The sequence below is a fragment of the Rhodoligotrophos appendicifer genome (assembly GCF_007474605.1).
Taxonomy (GTDB): domain Bacteria; phylum Pseudomonadota; class Alphaproteobacteria; order Rhizobiales; family Im1; genus Rhodoligotrophos; species Rhodoligotrophos appendicifer.
This window is the reverse complement of the sequence record NZ_VHKL01000002.1, coordinates 257371-276775: the sequence shown is the minus strand read 5'-3', so window position 1 is coordinate 276775 and position 19405 is coordinate 257371. Positions and strand designations below refer to the sequence as shown.

Below are 19405 nucleotides of genomic sequence, written 5' to 3'. Positions count from 1 at the left end.
GCCCCCAGGAGACAGTGGAATGACCAAGCATTTTCCGAAGCCCCCGTTCGACACGCCGATGCAGCAGGTCCCGGGCTTCACCGACCAGATGAACCCCCGTCCCGACCATGGCGAGGAGAGCTACAAGGGATCCGGGCGCCTCAAGGACAAGAAGGCGATCATTACCGGCGGTGACTCTGGCATCGGCCGCGCCGTGGCGATCGCCTTTGCCCGGGAAGGCGCCGATATTCTCATCTCCTATTTGAACGAGGATGAGGACGCCCAGGAGACGAAGCGCTGGGTGGAGGAAGCGGGCCGCAAATGCATTCTGCTTCCCGGCGACATCTCGAAACCCGCACAGTGCCGGAAGATCGTGGAGGAGGCCGCCAAGGCGTTCGGGCGCATCGACATCATCGTGAACAATGCGGCCCACCAGATGAGCTTCGAATCGATTGAGGAGATCCCCGACGAGGAATGGGACATCACCTTTGCGACGAACATCTCCGCCATGTTCTACATTACAAAGGCCGCGATGCCGCATATGAAATCCGGCGCTTCCATCATCAACACCGCCTCGATCAACGCGGATTCGCCGAGCCCCAATCTCCTCGCTTATGCCACCACCAAGGGTGCGATCCAGAACTTCACGGCGGGGCTGGCCCAGCTCCTGGCCGAGAAGAACATCCGCGCCAATACCGTGGCCCCCGGCCCGATCTGGACGCCCTTGATCCCGTCCACCATGCCGGAGGAGAAGGTGAAGAATTTCGGCGAGCAGGTGCCCATGAAGCGCCCGGGTCAGCCGGTCGAGTTGGCGCCGGCCTATGTCATGTTGGCCAGCGACGAAGCAAGCTACATCTCGGGCGCGACCATCGCTGTGACCGGCGGCAAGCCGATCATCTGATCGGCCCGTCCTCCAGGAAATCCCGGTAGGCCTGCAGGGTCTGCTCCACGGCCGCCGCCGTCTGGCCCGGATACCAGATGGTGGCGGGCGTCGGGGTGACGAGCGTCCCTGCCGGCGAGATCTGTTCGGCAACCCGCAGCCCCTCGACGAGCATGTCGGCGGGTCCGGCACAAATCATGGCCGGACGCGTCAGCAGCGGCAGCCGTGCCTGCGTGTCATATTCGAAGGCGGCCCGATAGCTCCGGTCATAGGTCAAACCGCTGGACAGAAGTCCGATGACCCAGTCATGCAGGAAATCCGTCTCCGGAACCCCGAGCGTGCGGACCGCCGAGCGCGCCTGCCGGTACCATGGCCAGAATAGGAACATGTCGCGCCGCATGTTCCAGGCCTGCTGCAGATGCAATCCCCAGCGATCGGGCGCAAGCGGAGGCAAATAATTCTCGAGAATGTCCGCGGTGAAGGTCGGGGGCAGCAGCGGCGGTGCCTCCAAGATCATCCGCCCGACACGCTCGGGCGCGAGCAATGCAAGCTCCAAGGCGACACAGGCCCCAGTATGCGTGCCCCAGAGATCCAAGGTCTCCAGGCCGAGGCTGTCCGCGAGATCGAGAGCGTCGCCGGCCAGGGCGGCGATGTCGGTCTTCTCATAATGCGGCTTGTCCGATCGGCCATTGCCGAGAAAATCCGGCGCATAGACATCCCGGATGGTGCCGAGGCCCTCGATGATCGGGGTCAGCGGCGCCGTCGATCCGGGCGCCGACTGGAACATCATCAGCGGGCGGGAACCGCCGCCGGCGCGGCGTACATGGATGTGACCGGGAGGCGTTTCCACATAATCGCACCAGACGGAACGGGTATCGTCGGGCTGCGCCTTCTGTCTCACGCCCGTGGGCGCTCTCGCCTTGACCGCGAGCTCGGCCAGCCGCTTGTCGATCATCGCCGGCATGGGAATGTCTTCGAGCAGCGTCGCGGCTCTACCATCATCGAGCCCGGCAATGCCATCGAGACAGGCATTCCACAATCTCTCGAAATGCTCAGGTCGCGTCGCGGCGTTGACGACCGTCTCGTCAAGATCCTCGTCGCTTGGCAAGGGGGCCCCGATCGCCGCCGGCAGCGAGGGATGCTGCGGATCGAGCAGATGCCGATTGCGGATGAAGGCCCATAACGCGGTGAGATGCGCCCCGTCCGGCCGTGGGGCGAGAGCCGGCGGGCGCGCGCGCTTCTTGGCCCAGGCCTGTGCGAGTTCGAGGTCGGCGGCGAACAAAGCGGACGGCTTAGGTGAAAGCGCCTCGTAAAGGGCAGCCGCCAGCGGGGCTGCGAGATCATAGGCCAGCAGGGGCGCATCGCCGAGCTCGAGCACCGCCCAAGCCTCAGCCAGGATCCTGGCTGCACCGTCCAACCCATCGTCGCCGCTCGCGGAAGCGCCGATCCCCGGAAGCTCGAAGGTGATGACGCTGTGATCGGAGAATTCAGCAGCGCACTGCCGCGCTCGTGGCGCTGCCCCGAGGATCATCCCCGGCAGGACGACGAGCGGCAGGCCCGCACCGGCCCGCCAGTAGCGCAATTGGCCATGCGACGTTGCCACATAGGCGGGCTTCACCGCCACCGCTCCGAAGATCCCGCTCATGTGCCGAGATAAGCGGCCTTCACCCGCGGATCGTTGAGGAGGTTGTCGGCTGTATCTTCGAGCACGATATTTCCGGTCTCCAGCACATAGCCGCGATTGGCGAGCCTGAGGGCGAGATCGATGCGCTGCTCGACCAGCAGGATCGTCAGCCCTGCCGTGTGCAGGCTGCGGATGGCATCGGCCAGCTGGTCCACCATGATCGGCGCGAGGCCCAGCGAGGGTTCATCCAGCATCAGGCAGCGCGGCTCGGCCATGAGGCCACGAGCGATGGCGAGCATCTGCTGCTGGCCGCCGCTGAGTGTTCCGGCCTTCTGGTCGCCTCGCTCTTTGAGGATCGGGAACATGGAGTAGATCCACTCGACCCGGTCGGCGAAGGAGCGTGTCTTATCCTTCGCCCGCGTGGCGCCGAGCTCGATATGTTCGTAGACGGTCATGTCCGAGAACAGCAGGCGCCCTTCCGGCACCTGCACCACGCCATGGGCGATGATCTCATGGGGCTGCATCGTGTCGATGCGCTTGCCGTCGAAGGAGATGCTCCCCGCCGTCGGCCGCAGCAGGCCGGAGATGGTCTTCAGCGCCGTGGTCTTGCCCGCGCCGTTGGAGCCGACGAGGGTGACGACCTCCTTCTCGGCGACCTTGAGCGACATGCCATGGATGACCTCGCGGCGACCATAGCGGACGGTGATGTCGTTGACTTCAAGCACTGACCTGCTCCCGTCCCAGATAGACGCGGATCACGTCGGGATTGTCGGCGACCTCGCGCGGGGCGCCTTCGGCGATCTTGACCCCGTGATCGATGACCACGACGCGGTCGCAGACGCCCATGACCACCCGCATGTGATGCTCCACCAGCAGCACCGCGACGCCGCGCCCGCGGATGTCGTTGATCATGCCGACCAGCTTTTGCCCCTCCTCGGGGTTCATGCCGGCCGCCGGCTCGTCCAGCAGCAGCAGCTTGGGATCGGCGGCGAGCGCAATCGCAATTTCGAGCCGCCGATGCTCGCCATAGGACAGCGCATCTGCAGGGAAATGCGCACGCTCCCCCAGATGCACGAAGTCGAGGATCTCATAGACCTTCTCGACGACGGCGGCTTCCTGCTCGCGATACCCCGGCGTGTGGAACAGCGCCGGCACCCAGCCCTTGGACGTGGTGCGGAAGGTCGCCGCCCGGACATTGTCGAAGGTCGACATGGCCGGGAAGATGCTGGTGATCTGGAAGGTGCGCGTGACGCCGAGCCGCGCCATCTTGTGGGCTGCGAAACCGGTGCAGTCCTTGCCCTGGAACGCGACGGTGCCGCTGGTCGGCGGCATGGACCCGGCAATGCAGTTGAACAGCGTCGTCTTGCCGGCTCCGTTGGGACCGATCAGCCCGACGACCTCGTTGTCATTGACCTTGAGGTCGACCTCGTTGACGGCCGTGAGGCCGCCGAATTTCCGCGTGAGGCCGCGCGCTTCGAGGATGGGCACCGTGCTCATGGCGCGATCTCCCTTCTGGCATCGGGCTGTGGCGTGGCGGACTTTCTCAGCACCGGTTGTTCAACATAGCGGCGCCACAGGCTGACGATGCCCCCCGGCAGGAAGATGACCGAGGCGATCAGCAGGGCAGCGAAGATGACGAGCCGCATCGCACCGAGCGGACGCAGCAATTCGAGCAGGCCCACATAGATGAGGGCGCCGATGATGGGCCCAGCGATCGTGCCGCGGCCGCCGACGATGACCATGATGATCAGCGCCGACATGTATTGGAGGCCCATGAGCTCGGGGGTGATGACCTTCACGTAATGGGCATAGAGCGCGCCGCCGATGCCCGCGACCACGGTGGCGACCACGAAACCGAGCAGCTTCATATGGAAGATGTCGATGCCCAGGGAGGAGGCGAGGTTGGGATTCTCACGGGTGGCGATGAAGGCGCGTCCCGTGCGGCTATGCACCAGCGCATAACAGGCATAGGCGAAGATCACCACGCAGGCCAGGGCGACGTAGTAATATTCCTGCGCCGTCGAGAATGTCAGCCACTCCGGGCCGAAGGACAGGGGTGGGATGTTGGAAATCCCCATGGGGCCGCGGGTGACGTCGACCCAGTAATTGGTCACCGTATAGATGATCGATCCGAAGCCGAGCGTGAGGATGGCAAATTGAGGCCCGACGATCCGCAGGGCGACATAGCCGATGACCAGGCCGAACACCCCCGCGATGAAGCCTGCAAACAGCAGCGCAGGCAGGCCTGGGAGGCCGTAATCCATTCCCAGGATGGCCGCGGCATAGGCGCCGATGCCAAAGAAGGCGGCATGTCCGAAGGTCAGCTCGCCGAGATAGCCGACGATGATGTTGAGGCTCAGCGCCAGCAGCGCATAGAGCATCCAGAGCACCAGCAGGTGATGCAGATAGGTGGAGCCCGTCAGCAACGGTAGGATCGCGAGCACGGCCAGGGCGATGAAGGGAAGGATCTTGTTCGCCATGGGATCAAGCCTTCTTCGCGGTGCCGAACAACCCTTGCGGGCGCCATAGCAGCACGATGATGATGATGGCATAGCCGATGGCCTCGGCGAATCCGAGCGAGATGTAACCTCCCCCGAGCGACTCGATCACGCCGAGCGCCAGGCCCCCCACCAGCGCTCCGGGGATGCTGCCAAGCCCGCCCATGATGACGACGATGAAGCCCTTGAGCACGGCCCAGCTGCCGACGGTCGGATAGATCATGGCCGTGGGCCCGACAAGCGCTCCGGCAACCGCGGCCAGTCCGCAGGCCAGTGCGAAAGTCCAGGCATGGACCCGGCGGATATTGATGCCGGTCAGCGCGGCGCCTTCGGCATTCTGTGCAGTCGCCCGCATCATCTTGCCCATGCTGGAATTCTTGATGAAGAGATAGAGCGCGATCAGCACCACGACGCCCACCGCGAAGACCACGAGGCGCTGCTGGGTGACGATCAAATCGCCCCATTCCACGATTTCGTCGGAGAAGGGGCTGGCCACATATTTGGGATCGGCGCCGAAGACGACCTCGCCGCCATTGGTGAGCAGGAGCGCGAGCCCCAGGCTCGACAGCAGGATGGTGAACTCATGCTCCTTGCGCAGCGGCCAGAAGAACAGGACGTTTGCCAGGATGCCGACGGCTGCGGTGAGCCCCGTCGCGATCAGGGCCGCCGAGATATAGTCGAGGCCGAGCATCGACATGACGTAATAGGTGAAGAAGGCGCCGAGCATGTAGAACTCGCCATGGGCGAAGTTCACGATCCGCAGCACACCGAAGATCAGGGTGAGCCCGGTCGCGATCAGCACATAGGCCATGCCGTTGACCAGGCCATTGATGACCTGCTGGGTGAAGACGACGAAATCCATTGCCATGCTCTTGTTAGATCGTGTGACCCAGTAGAGGGATTACCTCTTACCCCGACAGTCATCCCGGCCGGAGCGCAGCGCAGATCCGGGATGCCCACGCAATCAGGGATCCCGGATCTGCACTGCACCGCGTTCCGCGCTGCAGTGCGTCCGGGACGACCCGAGACACCTGTCCTCAATCCTGAGGGAGGTCAGTTTTTGACGGACGTGATCTTCCCGTCGACCACCCGGATCAGATAGGTGTTCTGCAGAGCCTGACCCTGCTCGTCGAACTTCATGTTGCCGAGCAGCGTGTCCCAGGGATGGCCCTTCAACGCCGCTGCGATCTTGTCGTAGGCGCGCGGGTCGCCCGCCTCCTGGATTGCGCCGGCAAGCAGCTCCACGGCCTGGGCCCCGAGCGAACCGATGAAGGCAGGCTCGTTGCTGAACATGCTCTTATACTGCTCGATCCACGCCTTCAGCAGCGGGTTGTCGCTGTCGGGAGCGAACAGGGACACGGAGTAGACGCCCTCGAGTGCCGGCCCGGATAGCTCGACAAGCTTCGGGTTCATGTTGCCCGCAGACGCGATGATGGTGCCCTTGTAGCCCGTCTGGCGGATCTGCCGGTAGATGGTGGCACCCTGTGAGGTGTTGATGGCGGACACATAGATCGCGTCCGGCTTCAGGGCGCGGATCTTCGTGAGCGCCGTGGTGAAGTCCGTATCGTTGCGGTTGTAATATTCATTGCCGACCGACTTGATCCCGCATTCGCCCAGCAGCTTTTCGTAGTTTTGCGCCTCGAGGCGGCCGTAATCGTCGTTGATCGTCATATAGGCGACCGACTTCAGGCCCATCTTGTCGCAGATGAACTTCGAATAGGTGGCCGAGTTCATGGTCGAGGTCGCGTTCAGACGGAACAGGTACTTGTGCCCTTCCGCCGTGACCTTCGGGTGCTGCGAGGAGGTCATCACGGTGATGATCTTGTCGCGCGTCTCTTCCTTCAGGCTCAACGCGACGGCGCTGAACCAGCCGCCGACGAGCACGTCGACCTTGTCCTGCTCGATGGCGCGCTTGGCAGCGGAGACGCCCTCTTCCGGCGTGCCCTTGTCGTCATACTTGACGAGCTCGATCTTGCGCCCGTCGAGGATGCCGCCCTTGGCATTGATGACGGCGGCCATGGCCTCCATGCCTTCGGCGGCGAGCTGGCCGTCAAAGGCGCCTGCCCCGCTCAGCGGCAACAGGGCGCCGATCCGGACCGGCGGTTTTTCTTGCGCGTGAACGCCGGACACGAGTGTGCCCGCCATGAGCGCCGCACCGGCGGCGATAATCAGTCTTCTCGATAACATCTTCTAGGTCCTCCCCAGGCTAAACGACCCTTCAGGGTCGTGCTTCTGTTCAGCTTGCACGCAGATACTTGAGCTGCAGCTCCTCGACTTTCTTGAAGCCGATGAAGTCGATGAAATCATTATGGTCGGTCCGTGGCCGCGGCAGGTCCTTCGTGGACTTCGACGCGACCAGCGCGGCCAGATTTTCCCGCAAGGCGGCCGCCACGGTCATCAACGGCACCAGGGCGAAGGTCGCCATGCCCGCCACGCTTTCGATTTCCTTGGGGCTCATGCCTTCGAGCCATCCCAGGATCTGCAGCGACAGCGGCACGCCCACGCCCTCGCGCATGGCGCGCAGGCCCTCGATGTCCTTGAAGCACTTGCTGATGGGCTGGATGATATCGGCGCCGGCGGCCACATAGGCCTTGCCGCGGTCGATCGCTTCCTGCACATCGACCACATCGGTCCGCGCGATGATCAGCATGTTCGGGTCGCGGCGCGCGGCTGCGGCTGCGGCGACCTTGGAGACCGCCTCGTCCTTGGCGATGACCTCGACGCCGCCGACGCAGATTGGGCAGCGCTTGGGCGACACCTGATCCTCGAGGATCACGGCCGAGCATCCGATCGCCTCGAATTCGCGCACGGTGCGCATGGCATTGATGGCGTTGCCGTAGCCGGTATCGATATCGGCGATGACGGGGATGTCGACCACGTTGATGACGTTGCGCACCACCGCCAGGTTCTCCGACATGGTGTAGAGTTCCGCATCGGGCATTCCGAGATGCGAGGCGGAGACCCCGAAGCCCGACGTCATGACGGCATCGAAGCCCGCATCCTCGATCAGTTTCGCCGACATCGCATCATAGGCACCGGCCGACCATACGGTCTGCTGGTTCACCACGCGGTCGCGAAAGTCTCGGGTTCTTGCCATGTCAGTGATCCTTCCGTTCGCCCTGCATGGGCGTGGTGCGTTTGAGATAAGGGACGAGGCCACCGGCCTCGAGCATCTGTTCATCGCCCGCCGCGAGCGGTTCGAAGGGGAGTTCCGTGCCCTTGGTGAGGTTGCGGACGACACCGGCCTCCCAATCGACTTCGATCTCGTCCCAGCGCTCCACCAGCGTCAGGATGCCGGGGCAGCTCACCTGGGGAAAGCCCATGCTCACCTCCCCGCGCCAATAGCCGGGTGAGAAGCTCTCTGCGATGACCCCGGTGATGCCGAGATGGCGCATGGCCCGCATCGGCGGGTAATGGGGATGTCCGTAGCCGAAATTTCCGGCGCCCACGAGGATGTCACCGGGCTTCACCTGAGTGGCGAACTCCGGGTCATAGGACGTCATGGCGGCGGCGGCGAGTTCGTTGATGTCGGTGATCTTGATGTTCTTAACACCGACGATCTGGTCGACGTCGAAATCCTCTTCCGTGAAGATGAAGGCGACGCGTCCCCGAAGGTTCTTGAGCGGCATGGTTCGACCTCAGAGATATTTGCGCGGGTCGGCGAGCTGACCCTCGATCGCGGCCGCCGCAACGACGGCGGCATTGCACAGGTAGATCTCCGAATCCGGGCTGCCCATGCGGCCGCGGACATTGAGCGTGCCGGTGGACACGGCCCGCTGCTTGTCCGTCATGGTGGCGATCCGGCCGAAGCAGTAATCGCAACTCGGCGAGGAGACGAAGGCTCCGGCTTCGGCGAGGATCGAGATCAGACCCTCGCGCCCGGCGGCGGCCATGATCTCCTGGCTGGTCGGGATGACATTCAGCATGAAGCCCTCCTTGACCTGCCGGCCCTGCAGGATCTGGGCGGCGATGCGCAGATCCTCGAGCCGGCCCGAGGCACAGGAGCCGAGATAGCCGGTGTTGATCTCGAGGCCGAGATAGTCCGACAGATTGCGAGTGTTCGACGGGGTCGGCGGGATGACCAGCACCGGCTCGAGACCGTTGAGGTCGATGTCGTAGACGGCGGCGTAATGGGCATCCGGATCGCTGAACACCGGCTCCAGCTGCTTGCGCGCTCGTGGCAAGGCGTAGGCCAGCCGGTCCTCGTCCGGATTGACGATGGCGGTGATGGCCCCGGTGAACATGGCCAGGCCGGTGATGGTCTGCAGCCCTTCGGTCGACAGCGTCTTCAGTGCCGGGCCACCGATCTCGAGCACCTGGAAGCGACAGGAGGACGGACCCATGGTGCGGACGAGATGATGGAACACGTCGCGCGCCATGACGCCGGGGGTGAGTTCGCCCGACAGATTCACCCGCACCGTATGGGGCACCTTGATCGAGACTTTCTCGCGCACGAAGGCTTCCAGCACATTGCGCCGCATGCCGATGGCCAGCGTACCGAAAGTGCCGAGCTGGCTGATATGCCCGTCGAAATGCACGACGAAGGCGCCCGGCGTCGCATAGCCCACTTCCGCGGCGACCTGATGGCCGATGCCTTTGCGCTCGAACAGGGGAACATTGTTCTCCTTGCACCAGCTGCGGGTGCCGATATGGAGCTCTTCCTCCTTCGGCGTCGTCGCCGGGACCATGTGATCGATGAAGATCGCAAACCGCTCCGGCTCCGCCACCCTGTCGATGCCGAAGTCTTCCTTCATGCTCTTGAAATAGACGTCAGTATAGCCGGGGAAGTCGTAGGCCAGCACGAAGTCCGGCTTGGCCATGAGTTCGTCGCCGGCGCGTGCGCCGGGAACGCCTGCGGCCCGTGCCAGGATCTTCTCTGTAATCGTGTAGCCCATAAACGCTCTCCTATTGCCGCCCGAGACCGAGCGAGCCGGGATTCATTAGGCCCTGGGGATCGACGGAACGCTTCACCCCTTCGAGCAGCGACCAGGTCTCCGGAGTGAGAAGCTCCTTGAACGGGTAATCCCGCGCCACCTGCCAGCTGACGCCGCCGAGACTGGCATAGAGCTCCTGCGTCCCGCGCCGCAATTCGGCGACCGCATTGCGCGCCGTGACATTGGCCGGCCGGTCCCGCCATGGCTTGACCACGTCGTCGCCCAGACTCTTGGCATGGAGCGGCGTGATCTCGTCCATCCAATAGAAGGCGGGCTCGAGGAAGAACTCGTTGCCAACCGTCATCGACATGACGGAATAGACGATGCCGTGCTTCTCCATGAAGTCGCGCTTTGAGGCGAAGAAGGCGTCATTGGCCTCCGCCACCGCCTTGCCGGTGCTCAGCGGAAACACGGCGTGGATCGGCACCCATCTTTGGCCGTCGGCGCCCAGCATCCCGCGCGTCGGCCCGAAGGGCTTCGAGCGCATGACCTTCGGCACCGTGTTCTCGATTTCTTTGCCGTAGCGATTGCCGATCTCGCGGACCCGCTTCATGGATTCCGCCAGCTCCGCAGGCGTACGGCCCTCGAGCACCAGATGCAGCGTGTAATTATGCGCCTTGAGGAAGGCGGTGCCGCCGGCGGCGACGCTGACCGCGTCCTTCAGGCCGCCCAGCATGGTCTTGCCGCCTTTGACCACATTGCCGAGCGTCTTCACCCCATCCATCAGCTTGTTCACGGAGGCCGAATGTTCGGCCTTGGTGCGGTCGATGCCAAACCCTTCCGAGATGGACCGGGTCCGCGCCATCTCGACTTGGGCCGAGGCCATGATCGGCATCGACTCGAACCCGAAGGAGAGATAGCCGGTCTCGGCAGGCTTCACATGCAGCCGGATCGTGGCGGCGACCTTCACGCCCATGGCTCCATTGTCGCCCAGGAACAGGCCCGTCAGGTCGGGACCACCCTCGCGGGTGAAGGGCTTGGCGTCCTTGCGGCCTCCGGAGCCTGTAGTGACGATGCGGCCATCGGCCAGCACCACGGTGACGCCGAGGACGCTCTCCGCGACGGTCGCATTGGTGGTCGAGCCGAAAAACGCACTGTTCTGCGACAGCGCTCCGCCGATGGTGGCGTTGATGCCCGACAGCGGCCCCCAATAAGCGCTGCGCAGGCCGGTGCCTTCCAAGGCCTCGTTGAGCTTCGCCCAGGTGCAGCCGGCTTCGACCGTCACATACATGTCGGCTGCGTTGATCTCGAGGATCCTGTCCATCCGCCTTGCATCGATGACGATGGAATCCGGCAGCGCCGGGATATAGCCCTTCGTATACGACATGCCGCCGCCGCGCGGCACCACTGCGACACCGGCCTGGATAGCGGTCGACACCGCCATGGCCGTCTCTTCGCGTGTCTTCGGCATCACGACGGCCAACGGCGGAATGCCGGGCTGCCAGAAGATGTCGTTGGCGTAATAGCTGCGCGTTCCATCATCCGCGAGCACCACGTCCGCGCCCAGATCCTGGATGAGGCGGTCGATGGCGGGATGGTTCCTGTGCTGGAGGTTTTCGGCCAGGGACATAGCGGTTCTTTCTTCAGTTCTTCCAGACGACGGGTTCGAAGGCAAAGCCCGAACCCTCGCGCCGCGCATAGCCGGCATGCGGCGCACCGAAATGCTGCGGAAACAGGATGGCGTCCGACTCCGCGGCAAAGTCCAACAGCTTTCTCCGCGTTAGCGGGGCTCGCTCATTGTCTTCGCAGAACCGGGAATTGAGCGTCGGACAGACGATTTGCATCGGTTGATGAAGGACATCTGCGGTGAAAACGCCAGTTTCGCCTTTGGACTCGACCCGGATGTTCAACTGCCCGTCGGTATGGCCGGGGGCGGCAACGAAGCTGATCACGTCGAGGAGACGATCTCCCGCCTCGACGAAATCCACGAGACCGGCGTCCACCACGGGCATGACGCTGTCGACGATCACCGGCCCGCCTTCAGGCTGCGCCCGCAGGCTGCGACCATCGGTGGTCCAATTGGCGAACTCCTTGGCGCCGAAGATGTAGCGCGCGCGGGGAAATGTCGGCACCCACTGCCCATCCACGAGCATCGTGTTCCAGCCGACGTGATCCACATGCAGGTGCGTATTGATGACATAGGTCACGTCTTCTGGGGCCACGCCGGCCTCGGCCAGCCTGTCGAGGAAGGGCAGGTCGAGCATGTGGAAGCGTTTGAAGGCTGCCGGAGCGCGATGCTTGTGATTGCCGCAGCCCGTATCGATCAGGATGACATCCTTGCCGATCTTCAGCAGCCAGGAATGCATGCTCGACATCAGCCTGCCCGATGCCGGATCGAGAAAATTCGGACTCGACAGGATCGGGAACCGCTCGAGCAGAGCAGGCGAAAAATCTGGAAAAAGAAATGCGGGATCGAATCCGGGCGTCAGCATCTCCTCGATGCGCGCCACCGAAACGTCCCCAATCCTGACCGTATCGACCAACTATTTCCTCCGTCTCTTTTTATTGAATCCAAAGAAGCACCTCGCTCAATCCGTGTCAACCAACAAAATTCATTTCATATCGTGAAATGAATCGACTATCCTGTCTTGCCGATGGAAGCGAACTTTGCTTTGTGAGCAGCCCTTCCCCGAGGCTCGGCAGTGTCGCCGAAGTGTCGGGGGAGCGTGTGGGGCCAGGCCAATAAAGAGGGACTGCGATGGAGGAAAAGGGATCGATGAACGTTCGCGCCGTGACCCGGGCGATCGCCATTCTCAAATCCTTCGAGGGCCGCGGCCTGCAGGGACTGGCCGAGATTGCCGCCCAGACCGGCCTCGACAAAGGCACCACGCGGCGGCTGCTGGTGACGCTGATGAACAGCGGCTTCATCGCCCAAGATGCAGCGACCCAGCGCTATGGCCTCGGTCGCGCTATTCGCGCCCTGGCCGAAAGTGTGATCGATAATTTTGATCTGCGCGCCGCAGCCGTGCCGGTGATGGAGCAATTGGCCGCTGAACTCGACGTGACCACTTTTCTGTCGATCTATCAGAATGGGGCGGCCATCTGCTTGGAGCGCATCCATGGCGCTGGCGGCATGGAGCTGCGCTGGTGGCCCGTCGGAGGGACGCTTGCCCTGAACTGTGGAGGGGCTCCCAAGCTTCTTCTCGCCTACCAGTCGGAGCAGGAAATCGCGCGCGCGCTCTCCGGGCCTCTACCGACGCTCACCGCGAAGTCCATCACCGACCGGGCGAAGCTCCGCGAGCATCTGGCACGTGTTCATGAGCAAGGCTACGAATTTGCCGTGGACGACGTCGCCCTCGGCCTCGCGGCCTTGGCGGTGCCTGTTCTGGATGCCAAAGGCCGGCTTCTCTGTGCGGTGAGCGTCTCCACGCTGAACCCGCAGATGATCGATCACGGCCGGCCCAAACATCTCGCCCGGCTCTTGGCTGCCGCAGAGGCCATTCGGCGGCGTCTCGGCATGAAGGCCGAAACCCCTGCTCTGGAAACCGCTTAGCGCATCAGGGACGGCGGCTCTCGATGATCCGGTCCGGCAAGGCGTCGACCGCCTTGTCCGCACCCTTGTCCTCGCCCGTGACCCCTTCCTGCAGAACTTTGGTGGCAGCCTTGTCCTTTTGATCGGGATCGGTGGGGATCGGGGCAGTCTCCGGAGTGGCCCCGAGACCGATCTCCTTCGGCTTGACGCCAGTGCCCCTTGCGGCCTCGGCGAATGTCGCGAGCGCCTCAGGCTCCTGCTTGCCGGTCATGCGTTTCTCCAATGCTGTCCTTCCCGACCAACTCGATGCGCACCCCTCAGGTTCCATTCGGTGGAGGTTTCCAAAATCGGAACCACTGCCCGTCGCCTGTCATTGCTTTCCCGATAACGGACATTGGTCCGGCCGGACACGGGCCAGTGTCACAAGCCATAACTGGAGGAACTCATGAAGCATGTATCATTGACCGCCATGGCGTTTGCGGCGGCGTTGTTTGCATCCCCGGCGCTTGTCAGCGCCCAAACGAGCAACACCGACTGCCCTGCGGCGGGCACGGCAGCCACGGGAACCACTTCGGCAGACTGTAGCCCAGGCGGCGAGAACACGTCGGCCACGGGAGGCAACACGGGCAGCGGTCAAAACACCGGGACCAGCGGTAACAATACAGGAAACCAATCGGGCAACGGCAATACGGGTTCTGGCGGCACGGGATCCGGCAGCGGTTCTGGATCGGGCAGCGGCAGCGGTTCGGGTGCCGGCGGCTCCGGCAGCGGCAGTGGCTCAGGTGCGGGCGGCTCCGGCAGCGGCAGCGGTGGCTCCGGGAGTGGTGGCTCTGGCGGTGGTGCTGGCGGTGGCTCCGGTGGTGGTGCTGGCGGCGCCGGTGGCGGCGGCGGCAGCGGCGGCTAACATCGACACGAACAAATCAGCTGCGGCGGCCTGAACAGGCCGCCTGCAGCGCCTCCCTTTCGCCTTCCCAACCGAACACGCTTCGTCCGCCATAGCTGGGAGAGCGTCCCCGTTCCTCGGCCAGAAATGCACCGAAAGACGGCCCGGTCACATGCGCCTCCAGGCGGCGAGACTGGTCGTCGAGCCGCTTCAAGGCGCTCAGCTCCTCCTCACGCCCAAGCTTGGCGTTCTGCACGGCCGACTTGAGCACCTGGATTGTCTGGTCGTAGACCTTGATCGGCACCGGGAACGGATGCCGGTCCTTGCCGCCATGGGCAAGCGAGAAGCGGGCGGGATCGGAGAAGCGACAGGGCGCGCCATGCATGACCTCGGCCAGGAGAGCGAGCGCACGCACCGTGCGGGCGCCGACGCCGGGGACCTGCAGCAATGCCGTGAAATCCTGCGGCCCGTTCTCGGCGGCGGCGGCCAACGCCCCGTGGAGCCGCCGCACCACGACATCCCCCTCGCGCACGTCGTGATGCGCGGGCATCACCAGATGCGGCAGCATCGGCTGGGCGGTTTCGGCCGGCGCAGACCCTGTCTCCAGGCGGATCACGTCCCGGGCCAGACGTTCCGGCGTCTCCGTTCGCAGCATCTCGATTTGGCTGTGCCGGGAGGCCTCTGCGCGATGATCCGTCAAGTTGATGATGGTCCCCTGCTCTCGGCCCTCGATGGCCGCATGCGGGGCATCGACGAAACTTTTGAGCCCTTCCGAAAGCCAGTGGTACCGGCGCGCCTGCCGGCGTTCGTCATTCATGCCCTGTTGGACCACGACCCACTTGCCGTCATCGGCCACGATGAAGCCGTGCAGATAGAGGTCGAACCCATCCTGCACGGCTGCACTGTCGACCTTCGCCACCAGTCGGCTGGACTGGGCCAGGAGAACGCCGTCGAAGCCGACCTTGTCCCCGATCAGGGCCAGCTCGTGCGGCGTCTGCCGCGAATGCTTGCCGCGCCCACCGCAGACATGCAGGCCAAGCTCCTCCGCCAGCGGTGGCAGTCCTCTCTTGAGCGCTCCGATGACGCTGGTGGTGATGCCGGAGGAATGCCAGTCCATACCCATCACGGAGCCAAACGACTGGAACCAGAAAGGGTTCGACAACCGTCTGAGAAACTCGTCGCGTCCGTAATGATGGACGATTGCCTGGGTGACCACGGCCCCGAGTCGGGTCATGCGCTCCCCCAGCCATTTCGGCACCCGCCCGCCATGGAGCGGCAGATCGGCACTTCCTGAGCGTCGCGTCACGGCCTTTATACCTCGAACATTTCGGGAACGAGCATAACGGGTCAGGAGTGTTTTGTCTTCACCTCTGCGGCCGGCGGATGGATCTGCTCGAAGGTGCACTGACGCGCCGCCTTGTCCGGCCGCCAGCGCAGGAGCTTCGTGCCGTGGCGAAAGCGGTCGCTGGTGACGTGGTCGAAACGCACCTCCACGACCAGCTCCGGCTTCAGCGGCTCCCATTCGACGCTGCGGTCAGTACTCCATCGGCTTGGACCTCCCGGAGCCTTGCCGGAGAACCCAGGCGGGGAACGCAGACCCTCCAGGCGCTCCGTCAGCTCGGAGCGTTCCGCATTCGAGATGGTGGAAGTAAAGCCCACATGATCGAGTCTGCCGTCCTCGTTGTAGAGGCCCAGCAGCAGTGAGCCGACTTTTCGGCTCTTTGCCGCGTAGCGAAAGCCGCCGACCACGCAATCCGCGGTCCGCAGACGCTTCACCTTGACCATCATCCGCTCGCCCGTGTGGTAGGTCTCGTGCAGCGGTTTGGCCACGACCCCGTCGGTCCCGCTGTCGCTGGTGTCGCTGAGCCAGGCCTGGGCGTCCTTGCGTTTGGCTGTGCAGGGCGACAGAAGGAGCCTGTCCTTCACCGCCGCGGCCTTGGCGAAGGAGTCCAGCGCCGCACGCCGCTCGACGAGAGGCCTGTCCACGAGCACCTCGCCCCTGGGCGTCGCGAGCATGTCGAACAGTACCAGCCGTGCCGGCGTCTCCCGTGACAGTTTCTTGATCCGGCTCTCGGCCGGATGAAGCCGCATCTGAAGAGCATCGAAGGAGAGGTGCCCGTCGATCTCGATCACCAATTCCCCATCGACCACGAACTGCTCGGCTTTCACGGCGGCCAGCATCTCGACCACTTCCGGAAAATAGCGCCCGAGGGGTTTGCCCGACTTGGCCCGCAGCTCCACCTGGTCCCCCGCCTTGAAGGCAAGGCACCGGAAGCCGTCCCATTTGGGCTCGAACTGCCAGCCCTCACCCTCGGGCAACGTGTCGGCCGAACGCGCCTCCATCGGCTCTGTGGACAAGGGCAGCAGGAAGTCCGGCGGGCTCACGCCGCCACCTTGATCTTTCCCATCCGCTTGATGGCGTCTTCCAGCGGCCGTTCGCCAGCGCAATAATCGGCCCACGCCTTGGTCTTCGCCAGAAGCGCCGGCACGCTGCGGATTGTATAGCGCTGGGGATCGAGATCGGCTTTGACCTGAGGCCAGGTCAGCGGCATGGACACCGTCGCCCCGGGCCGTGCCCGCGCCGACAGCGGAGCCACCGCCGTGGCCATCCGGTCATTGCGCAGATAGTCGAGGAAGATGCGCCCGTCGCGGAGTTTCTTGGCCATCTTGACGAGATATCGGCTCGGATCGTCCTGCGCCATCTGCTGGCAGACGGCATGGGCGAAGCTCTTTGCCTCGGGCCAGGTGAGCTTGGATTTCTTGGTCGCCGCCAGCGGCGTGACCACATGCAGCCCCTTGCCGCCCGTTGTCTTGCAGAAGCTGACCAGGCCCACAGCCTCCAGGCGCTCGCGCATTTCCTTGGCAGCCGCCACCACCGCCGAGAAGGGAACGTCAGGCCCGGGATCGAGATCGAAGACCAGACGTCCCGGCAACTCCGGCAGATGCGGCTGGCAATTCCACGGGTGCAGTTCCAGGCCGGCGATCTGTGCGACCGCGGCCAGCCCCTCCACCCGATCGATTTGCAGATAGGGCTTGCGGTCGCCGAACACGGTGACGAGTTCCAGCAGGTTGGAACTCCCCGGCATCGCATGCCGCTGGAAGAAACGCTCGCCGTCGATCCCGTCGGGAGCCCGCACGAGCGAGCACGGCCGTCCCTTGATATGGTCGATCATCCACGGTCCGACGGCCTCCAGATACTGGGCGTAGTCGAGCTTGGTGACGGGTTCGCCCTCGCCATCATCGGGCCACAGCGCCTTCTCCGGATGCGAAAGGACGACCCCCATCACCACCGCCTTCTTCGCCCCAGGACCTTTGCGGGTCGCTGCCCGCTTGGGCGGTTTCGTCACTTTGGTGGGGATCGGCGTCTCGACCGTCGCCGGATCTGCCGGGGTCTCGGCCTCAACCTCCACGGCCGGCTTGTCCTCGCGCAGCCCCTTGAAGGCGGCCTGTCGCACCATGCCGCCGCCCGTCCAGCCGGCGAATTCGATCTCGGCCACGAGCTCCGGCCGCGTCCAGTGCATGTCCGAGGATTTACGGGGAGCCCCGACGCCGGTGAAGGGTGAGGTCTCGGCTGCCACCGCCTTCAGCTTCGGCAGGAGGCTCTTGACCTTGGCCTCGCCATAACCCGTGCCGACGCGGCCGACATAGACGAAATGGTCGCCGCGATGGACCCCGACCAGCAGCGATCGGAACCGCCCATTGGTGGTGGTCCAGCCGCCGATGACCACCTCATGCCCTGCCCGGCACTTCGCCTTGGTCCAGCTGTCCGTCCGTCCCGATCGATAGGGTGCATCAAGCCGCTTGGAGATGATGCCTTCGAGCGACAGGCGGCAGGCTGAACGCAGGACGGCGTCGCCACCGCTCTCGAAATGCTCCACATAGCGGATGAGCCCCTCCGAACCGTGATCGGCCAGGAGCGCCTCCAGCCGCGTCTTGCGGTCGGCAAGTTTTGCCGCGCGCCAATCCGTGCCCTTCTCGAACAGGAGATCGAAGGCATAGAAGATTAGATTGTCGGTATTCTGCTCCGACAGCGCTGCCTGAAGGGCTGCGAAGTCCGGCGCCCCGTTCTCATCGAGGGCCACGATCTCACCATCGATGATGCTGTCCGGCAGCGCCTTCGCCTCCTTGACGATGGCTGAAAACTTCGCGCTCCAGTCCAGACCTTTGCGGGTCTTGACCGTAGCCTTGCCGCCTTCGACGCGCAGCTGGACGCGATACCCGTCGAACTTGATTTCATGCGCCCATCCAGTGCTGGTCGGCGGCCGCTCCACCAGCTGGCAGAGCTGCGGCGGGATGAAGTCGGGCATCTCGGCGGCCTCGGATTTCGTCCTGCCCGCCTCGGCTGATTTCGTCTTCGGCGACTTTCGCGCCTCGGCGGCCAGCCCCGCAGTGCTGTCCCAAACGGCATCTGCGGCCGGCTGGCTGCCGGCCTCCAGCATGAACGGCTTCGGGGCGCGCCCCTTGCCGGCAGCGATCGTCTCCATGGTCCGGCCTGAGGCGATCGAGGTCTCCTCGGCGATTGCCGCCTCCCCCTCCCCCTCGCGCGCATGCTCGTCCCGGTGTTTGATGAGCAGCCAGTTCGTGCGCTTTCCCTTGTCGCGATCATGCCGCATCCGCACCAACACCCAGCTGCCATGCAGCCGCTTGCCGTCGAGCGTGAACTTGAAATCCCCGTCCGCAAGAGCCTTTTCGGGACTTTTCGAGCCCTCCGGCTCCCAGAAACCGCGGTCCCAGAGCATGACGGTCCCGCCGCCATACTGTCCTTTCGGGATGGTGCCTTCGAAATCGCCGTAATCGAGCGGGTGATCTTCGACCTCGACCGCCAGCCGCTTGTCATGCGGATCGAGGGAGGGGCCCTTCGTCACCGCCCACGACTTGAACACGCCGTCAAGCTCGAGCCGCAGATCGTAATGCAATCGCGTCGCCGCATGCTTCTGGATGACGAAGCGCCGCCGCGGCGACGTCACCACTTCCGCAGCACCGCTTGGCTCGGCGGTCTTGGTAAAATCTCGCTTGGCACGGTATTTTGAAAGCTTAGGCTCGGTCGGCACGCGCGTCACCTGTCGGTTTCTGGAAACCTGTGGCGACTCAACGCGCCACGGTGATTTTGGTTCGGGTCTCTGGGAACGGCGCGC

At 64.1% G+C, this 19405-nt stretch carries 18 protein-coding genes; 3 read left to right on the top strand and 15 right to left on the bottom strand.

Annotated features, from left to right (window positions below; translation table 11 throughout):
• Positions 1–19: 19 nt before the first annotated feature.
• Positions 20–880 carry an SDR family oxidoreductase gene (locus FKM97_RS05405; RefSeq protein ID WP_144291373.1) on the top strand — a complete coding sequence of 287 codons (861 nt, stop codon included), beginning with the start codon at positions 20–22 and terminating at the stop codon, positions 878–880.
• Here FKM97_RS05405 and FKM97_RS05400 read toward each other — a convergent pair.
• The 11 genes from FKM97_RS05400 to FKM97_RS05350 all read right to left on the bottom strand — a co-directional run bounded on the left by FKM97_RS05400 (position 873) and on the right by FKM97_RS05350 (position 12398).
• A complete protein-coding gene (locus tag FKM97_RS05400; RefSeq protein ID WP_144291372.1) occupies positions 873–2504 on the bottom strand; it encodes an alpha/beta fold hydrolase in 1632 nt (543 codons plus the stop codon). The two genes, FKM97_RS05405 and FKM97_RS05400, sit on opposite strands and share 8 nt — an antisense overlap.
• Positions 2501–3208: an ABC transporter ATP-binding protein gene (locus FKM97_RS05395; protein ID WP_342783539.1), complete on the bottom strand. Its 708-nt coding sequence runs from the start codon at positions 3206–3208 to the stop codon at positions 2501–2503. Before FKM97_RS05395 ends, FKM97_RS05400 begins: the two co-directional genes overlap by 4 nt.
• Positions 3201–3980, bottom strand: a complete 780-nt coding sequence (locus FKM97_RS05390) for an ABC transporter ATP-binding protein (protein WP_144291371.1) — start codon at positions 3978–3980, stop codon at positions 3201–3203. The genes FKM97_RS05395 and FKM97_RS05390 overlap by 8 nt, the downstream gene beginning before the upstream one ends.
• Positions 3977–4963, bottom strand: a complete 987-nt coding sequence (locus tag FKM97_RS05385; RefSeq protein WP_144291370.1) for a branched-chain amino acid ABC transporter permease — start codon at positions 4961–4963, stop codon at positions 3977–3979. Before FKM97_RS05385 ends, FKM97_RS05390 begins: the two co-directional genes overlap by 4 nt.
• Positions 4964–4967: 4 nt before the next feature.
• Complete coding sequence (locus FKM97_RS05380; protein ID WP_144291369.1) at positions 4968–5843, bottom strand: branched-chain amino acid ABC transporter permease; 876 nt, start codon at positions 5841–5843, stop codon at positions 4968–4970.
• A 191-nt stretch (positions 5844–6034) separates the two neighbouring features.
• Positions 6035–7168, bottom strand: coding sequence for an ABC transporter substrate-binding protein (locus tag FKM97_RS05375; RefSeq protein ID WP_144291368.1), 1134 nt, complete (start codon positions 7166–7168; stop codon positions 6035–6037).
• 49 nt (positions 7169–7217) lie between these two features.
• Complete coding sequence (locus tag FKM97_RS05370) at positions 7218–8078, bottom strand: isocitrate lyase/PEP mutase family protein (RefSeq protein WP_144291367.1); 861 nt, start codon at positions 8076–8078, stop codon at positions 7218–7220.
• 1 nt (position 8079) lies between these two features.
• Positions 8080–8610 carry a 3-isopropylmalate dehydratase small subunit gene (locus FKM97_RS05365; RefSeq protein ID WP_144291366.1) on the bottom strand — a complete coding sequence of 177 codons (531 nt, stop codon included), beginning with the start codon at positions 8608–8610 and terminating at the stop codon, positions 8080–8082.
• 9 nt (positions 8611–8619) lie between these two features.
• Positions 8620–9876 (bottom strand): 3-isopropylmalate dehydratase large subunit, encoded by a 1257-nt coding sequence (locus tag FKM97_RS05360; protein WP_144291365.1) that lies wholly within the window; start codon positions 9874–9876, stop codon positions 8620–8622.
• 10 nt (positions 9877–9886) lie between these two features.
• Positions 9887–11485, bottom strand: coding sequence for an FAD-binding oxidoreductase (locus tag FKM97_RS05355; protein WP_144291364.1), 1599 nt, complete (start codon positions 11483–11485; stop codon positions 9887–9889).
• Between the two features lie 13 nt (positions 11486–11498).
• Positions 11499–12398 carry an MBL fold metallo-hydrolase gene (locus tag FKM97_RS05350; RefSeq protein WP_205014738.1) on the bottom strand — a complete coding sequence of 300 codons (900 nt, stop codon included), beginning with the start codon at positions 12396–12398 and terminating at the stop codon, positions 11499–11501.
• Positions 12399–12631: 233 nt separating this feature from the next.
• Between FKM97_RS05350 and FKM97_RS05345 the strand changes: the two genes are divergently transcribed.
• A complete protein-coding gene (locus FKM97_RS05345; RefSeq protein WP_170240767.1) occupies positions 12632–13408 on the top strand; it encodes an IclR family transcriptional regulator in 777 nt (258 codons plus the stop codon).
• Between the two features lie 4 nt (positions 13409–13412).
• Here the strand turns inward: FKM97_RS05345 and FKM97_RS05340 are convergent, their stop codons facing one another.
• Positions 13413–13658 carry a hypothetical protein gene (locus FKM97_RS05340; protein ID WP_144291362.1) on the bottom strand — a complete coding sequence of 82 codons (246 nt, stop codon included), beginning with the start codon at positions 13656–13658 and terminating at the stop codon, positions 13413–13415.
• 174 nt (positions 13659–13832) lie between these two features.
• On the opposite strand from FKM97_RS05340, the gene FKM97_RS26220 reads away from it, so the two are divergent.
• A complete protein-coding gene (locus tag FKM97_RS26220) occupies positions 13833–14291 on the top strand; it encodes a hypothetical protein (protein WP_170240766.1) in 459 nt (152 codons plus the stop codon).
• Between the two features lie 16 nt (positions 14292–14307).
• On the opposite strand, the gene FKM97_RS05330 is transcribed toward FKM97_RS26220, so the two are convergent.
• Genes FKM97_RS05330 through ligD form a run of 3 tightly spaced genes read right to left on the bottom strand, consistent with a single transcriptional unit; the run spans position 14308 to position 19321 of the window.
• Complete coding sequence (locus FKM97_RS05330) at positions 14308–15576, bottom strand: DUF763 domain-containing protein (protein WP_144291361.1); 1269 nt, start codon at positions 15574–15576, stop codon at positions 14308–14310.
• Between the two features lie 41 nt (positions 15577–15617).
• Positions 15618–16655: an ATP-dependent DNA ligase gene (locus FKM97_RS05325; protein WP_281290075.1), complete on the bottom strand. Its 1038-nt coding sequence runs from the start codon at positions 16653–16655 to the stop codon at positions 15618–15620.
• Positions 16652–19321: a DNA ligase D gene (ligD, locus tag FKM97_RS05320; RefSeq protein WP_144291360.1), complete on the bottom strand. Its 2670-nt coding sequence runs from the start codon at positions 19319–19321 to the stop codon at positions 16652–16654. Before ligD ends, FKM97_RS05325 begins: the two co-directional genes overlap by 4 nt.
• Positions 19322–19405: the final 84 nt, after the last annotated feature.

Bases quoted from the DNA above. Each gene is read 5' to 3' on its own strand.
- FKM97_RS05400 (WP_144291372.1), bottom strand. From the start codon at position 2,504: ATGAGCGGGATCTTCGGAGCGGTGGCGGTGAAGCCCGCCTATGTGGCA.
- FKM97_RS05385 (WP_144291370.1), bottom strand. From the start codon at position 4,963: ATGGCGAACAAGATCCTTCCCTTCATCGCCCTGGCCGTGCTCGCGATC.
- FKM97_RS05380 (WP_144291369.1), bottom strand. From the start codon at position 5,843: ATGGATTTCGTCGTCTTCACCCAGCAGGTCATCAATGGCCTGGTCAAC.
- FKM97_RS05360 (WP_144291365.1), bottom strand. From the start codon at position 9,876: ATGGGCTACACGATTACAGAGAAGATCCTGGCACGGGCCGCAGGCGTT.
- FKM97_RS05345 (WP_170240767.1), top strand. From the start codon at position 12,632: ATGAACGTTCGCGCCGTGACCCGGGCGATCGCCATTCTCAAATCCTTC.
- FKM97_RS05365 (WP_144291366.1), bottom strand. From the start codon at position 8,610: ATGCCGCTCAAGAACCTTCGGGGACGCGTCGCCTTCATCTTCACGGAA.
- FKM97_RS05390 (WP_144291371.1), bottom strand. From the start codon at position 3,980: ATGAGCACGGTGCCCATCCTCGAAGCGCGCGGCCTCACGCGGAAATTC.
- FKM97_RS05355 (WP_144291364.1), bottom strand. From the start codon at position 11,485: ATGTCCCTGGCCGAAAACCTCCAGCACAGGAACCATCCCGCCATCGAC.
- FKM97_RS05370 (WP_144291367.1), bottom strand. From the start codon at position 8,078: ATGGCAAGAACCCGAGACTTTCGCGACCGCGTGGTGAACCAGCAGACC.
- FKM97_RS26220 (WP_170240766.1), top strand. From the start codon at position 13,833: ATGAAGCATGTATCATTGACCGCCATGGCGTTTGCGGCGGCGTTGTTT.
- FKM97_RS05340 (WP_144291362.1), bottom strand. From the start codon at position 13,658: ATGACCGGCAAGCAGGAGCCTGAGGCGCTCGCGACATTCGCCGAGGCC.
- FKM97_RS05375 (WP_144291368.1), bottom strand. From the start codon at position 7,168: ATGTTATCGAGAAGACTGATTATCGCCGCCGGTGCGGCGCTCATGGCG.
- FKM97_RS05405 (WP_144291373.1), top strand. From the start codon at position 20: ATGACCAAGCATTTTCCGAAGCCCCCGTTCGACACGCCGATGCAGCAG.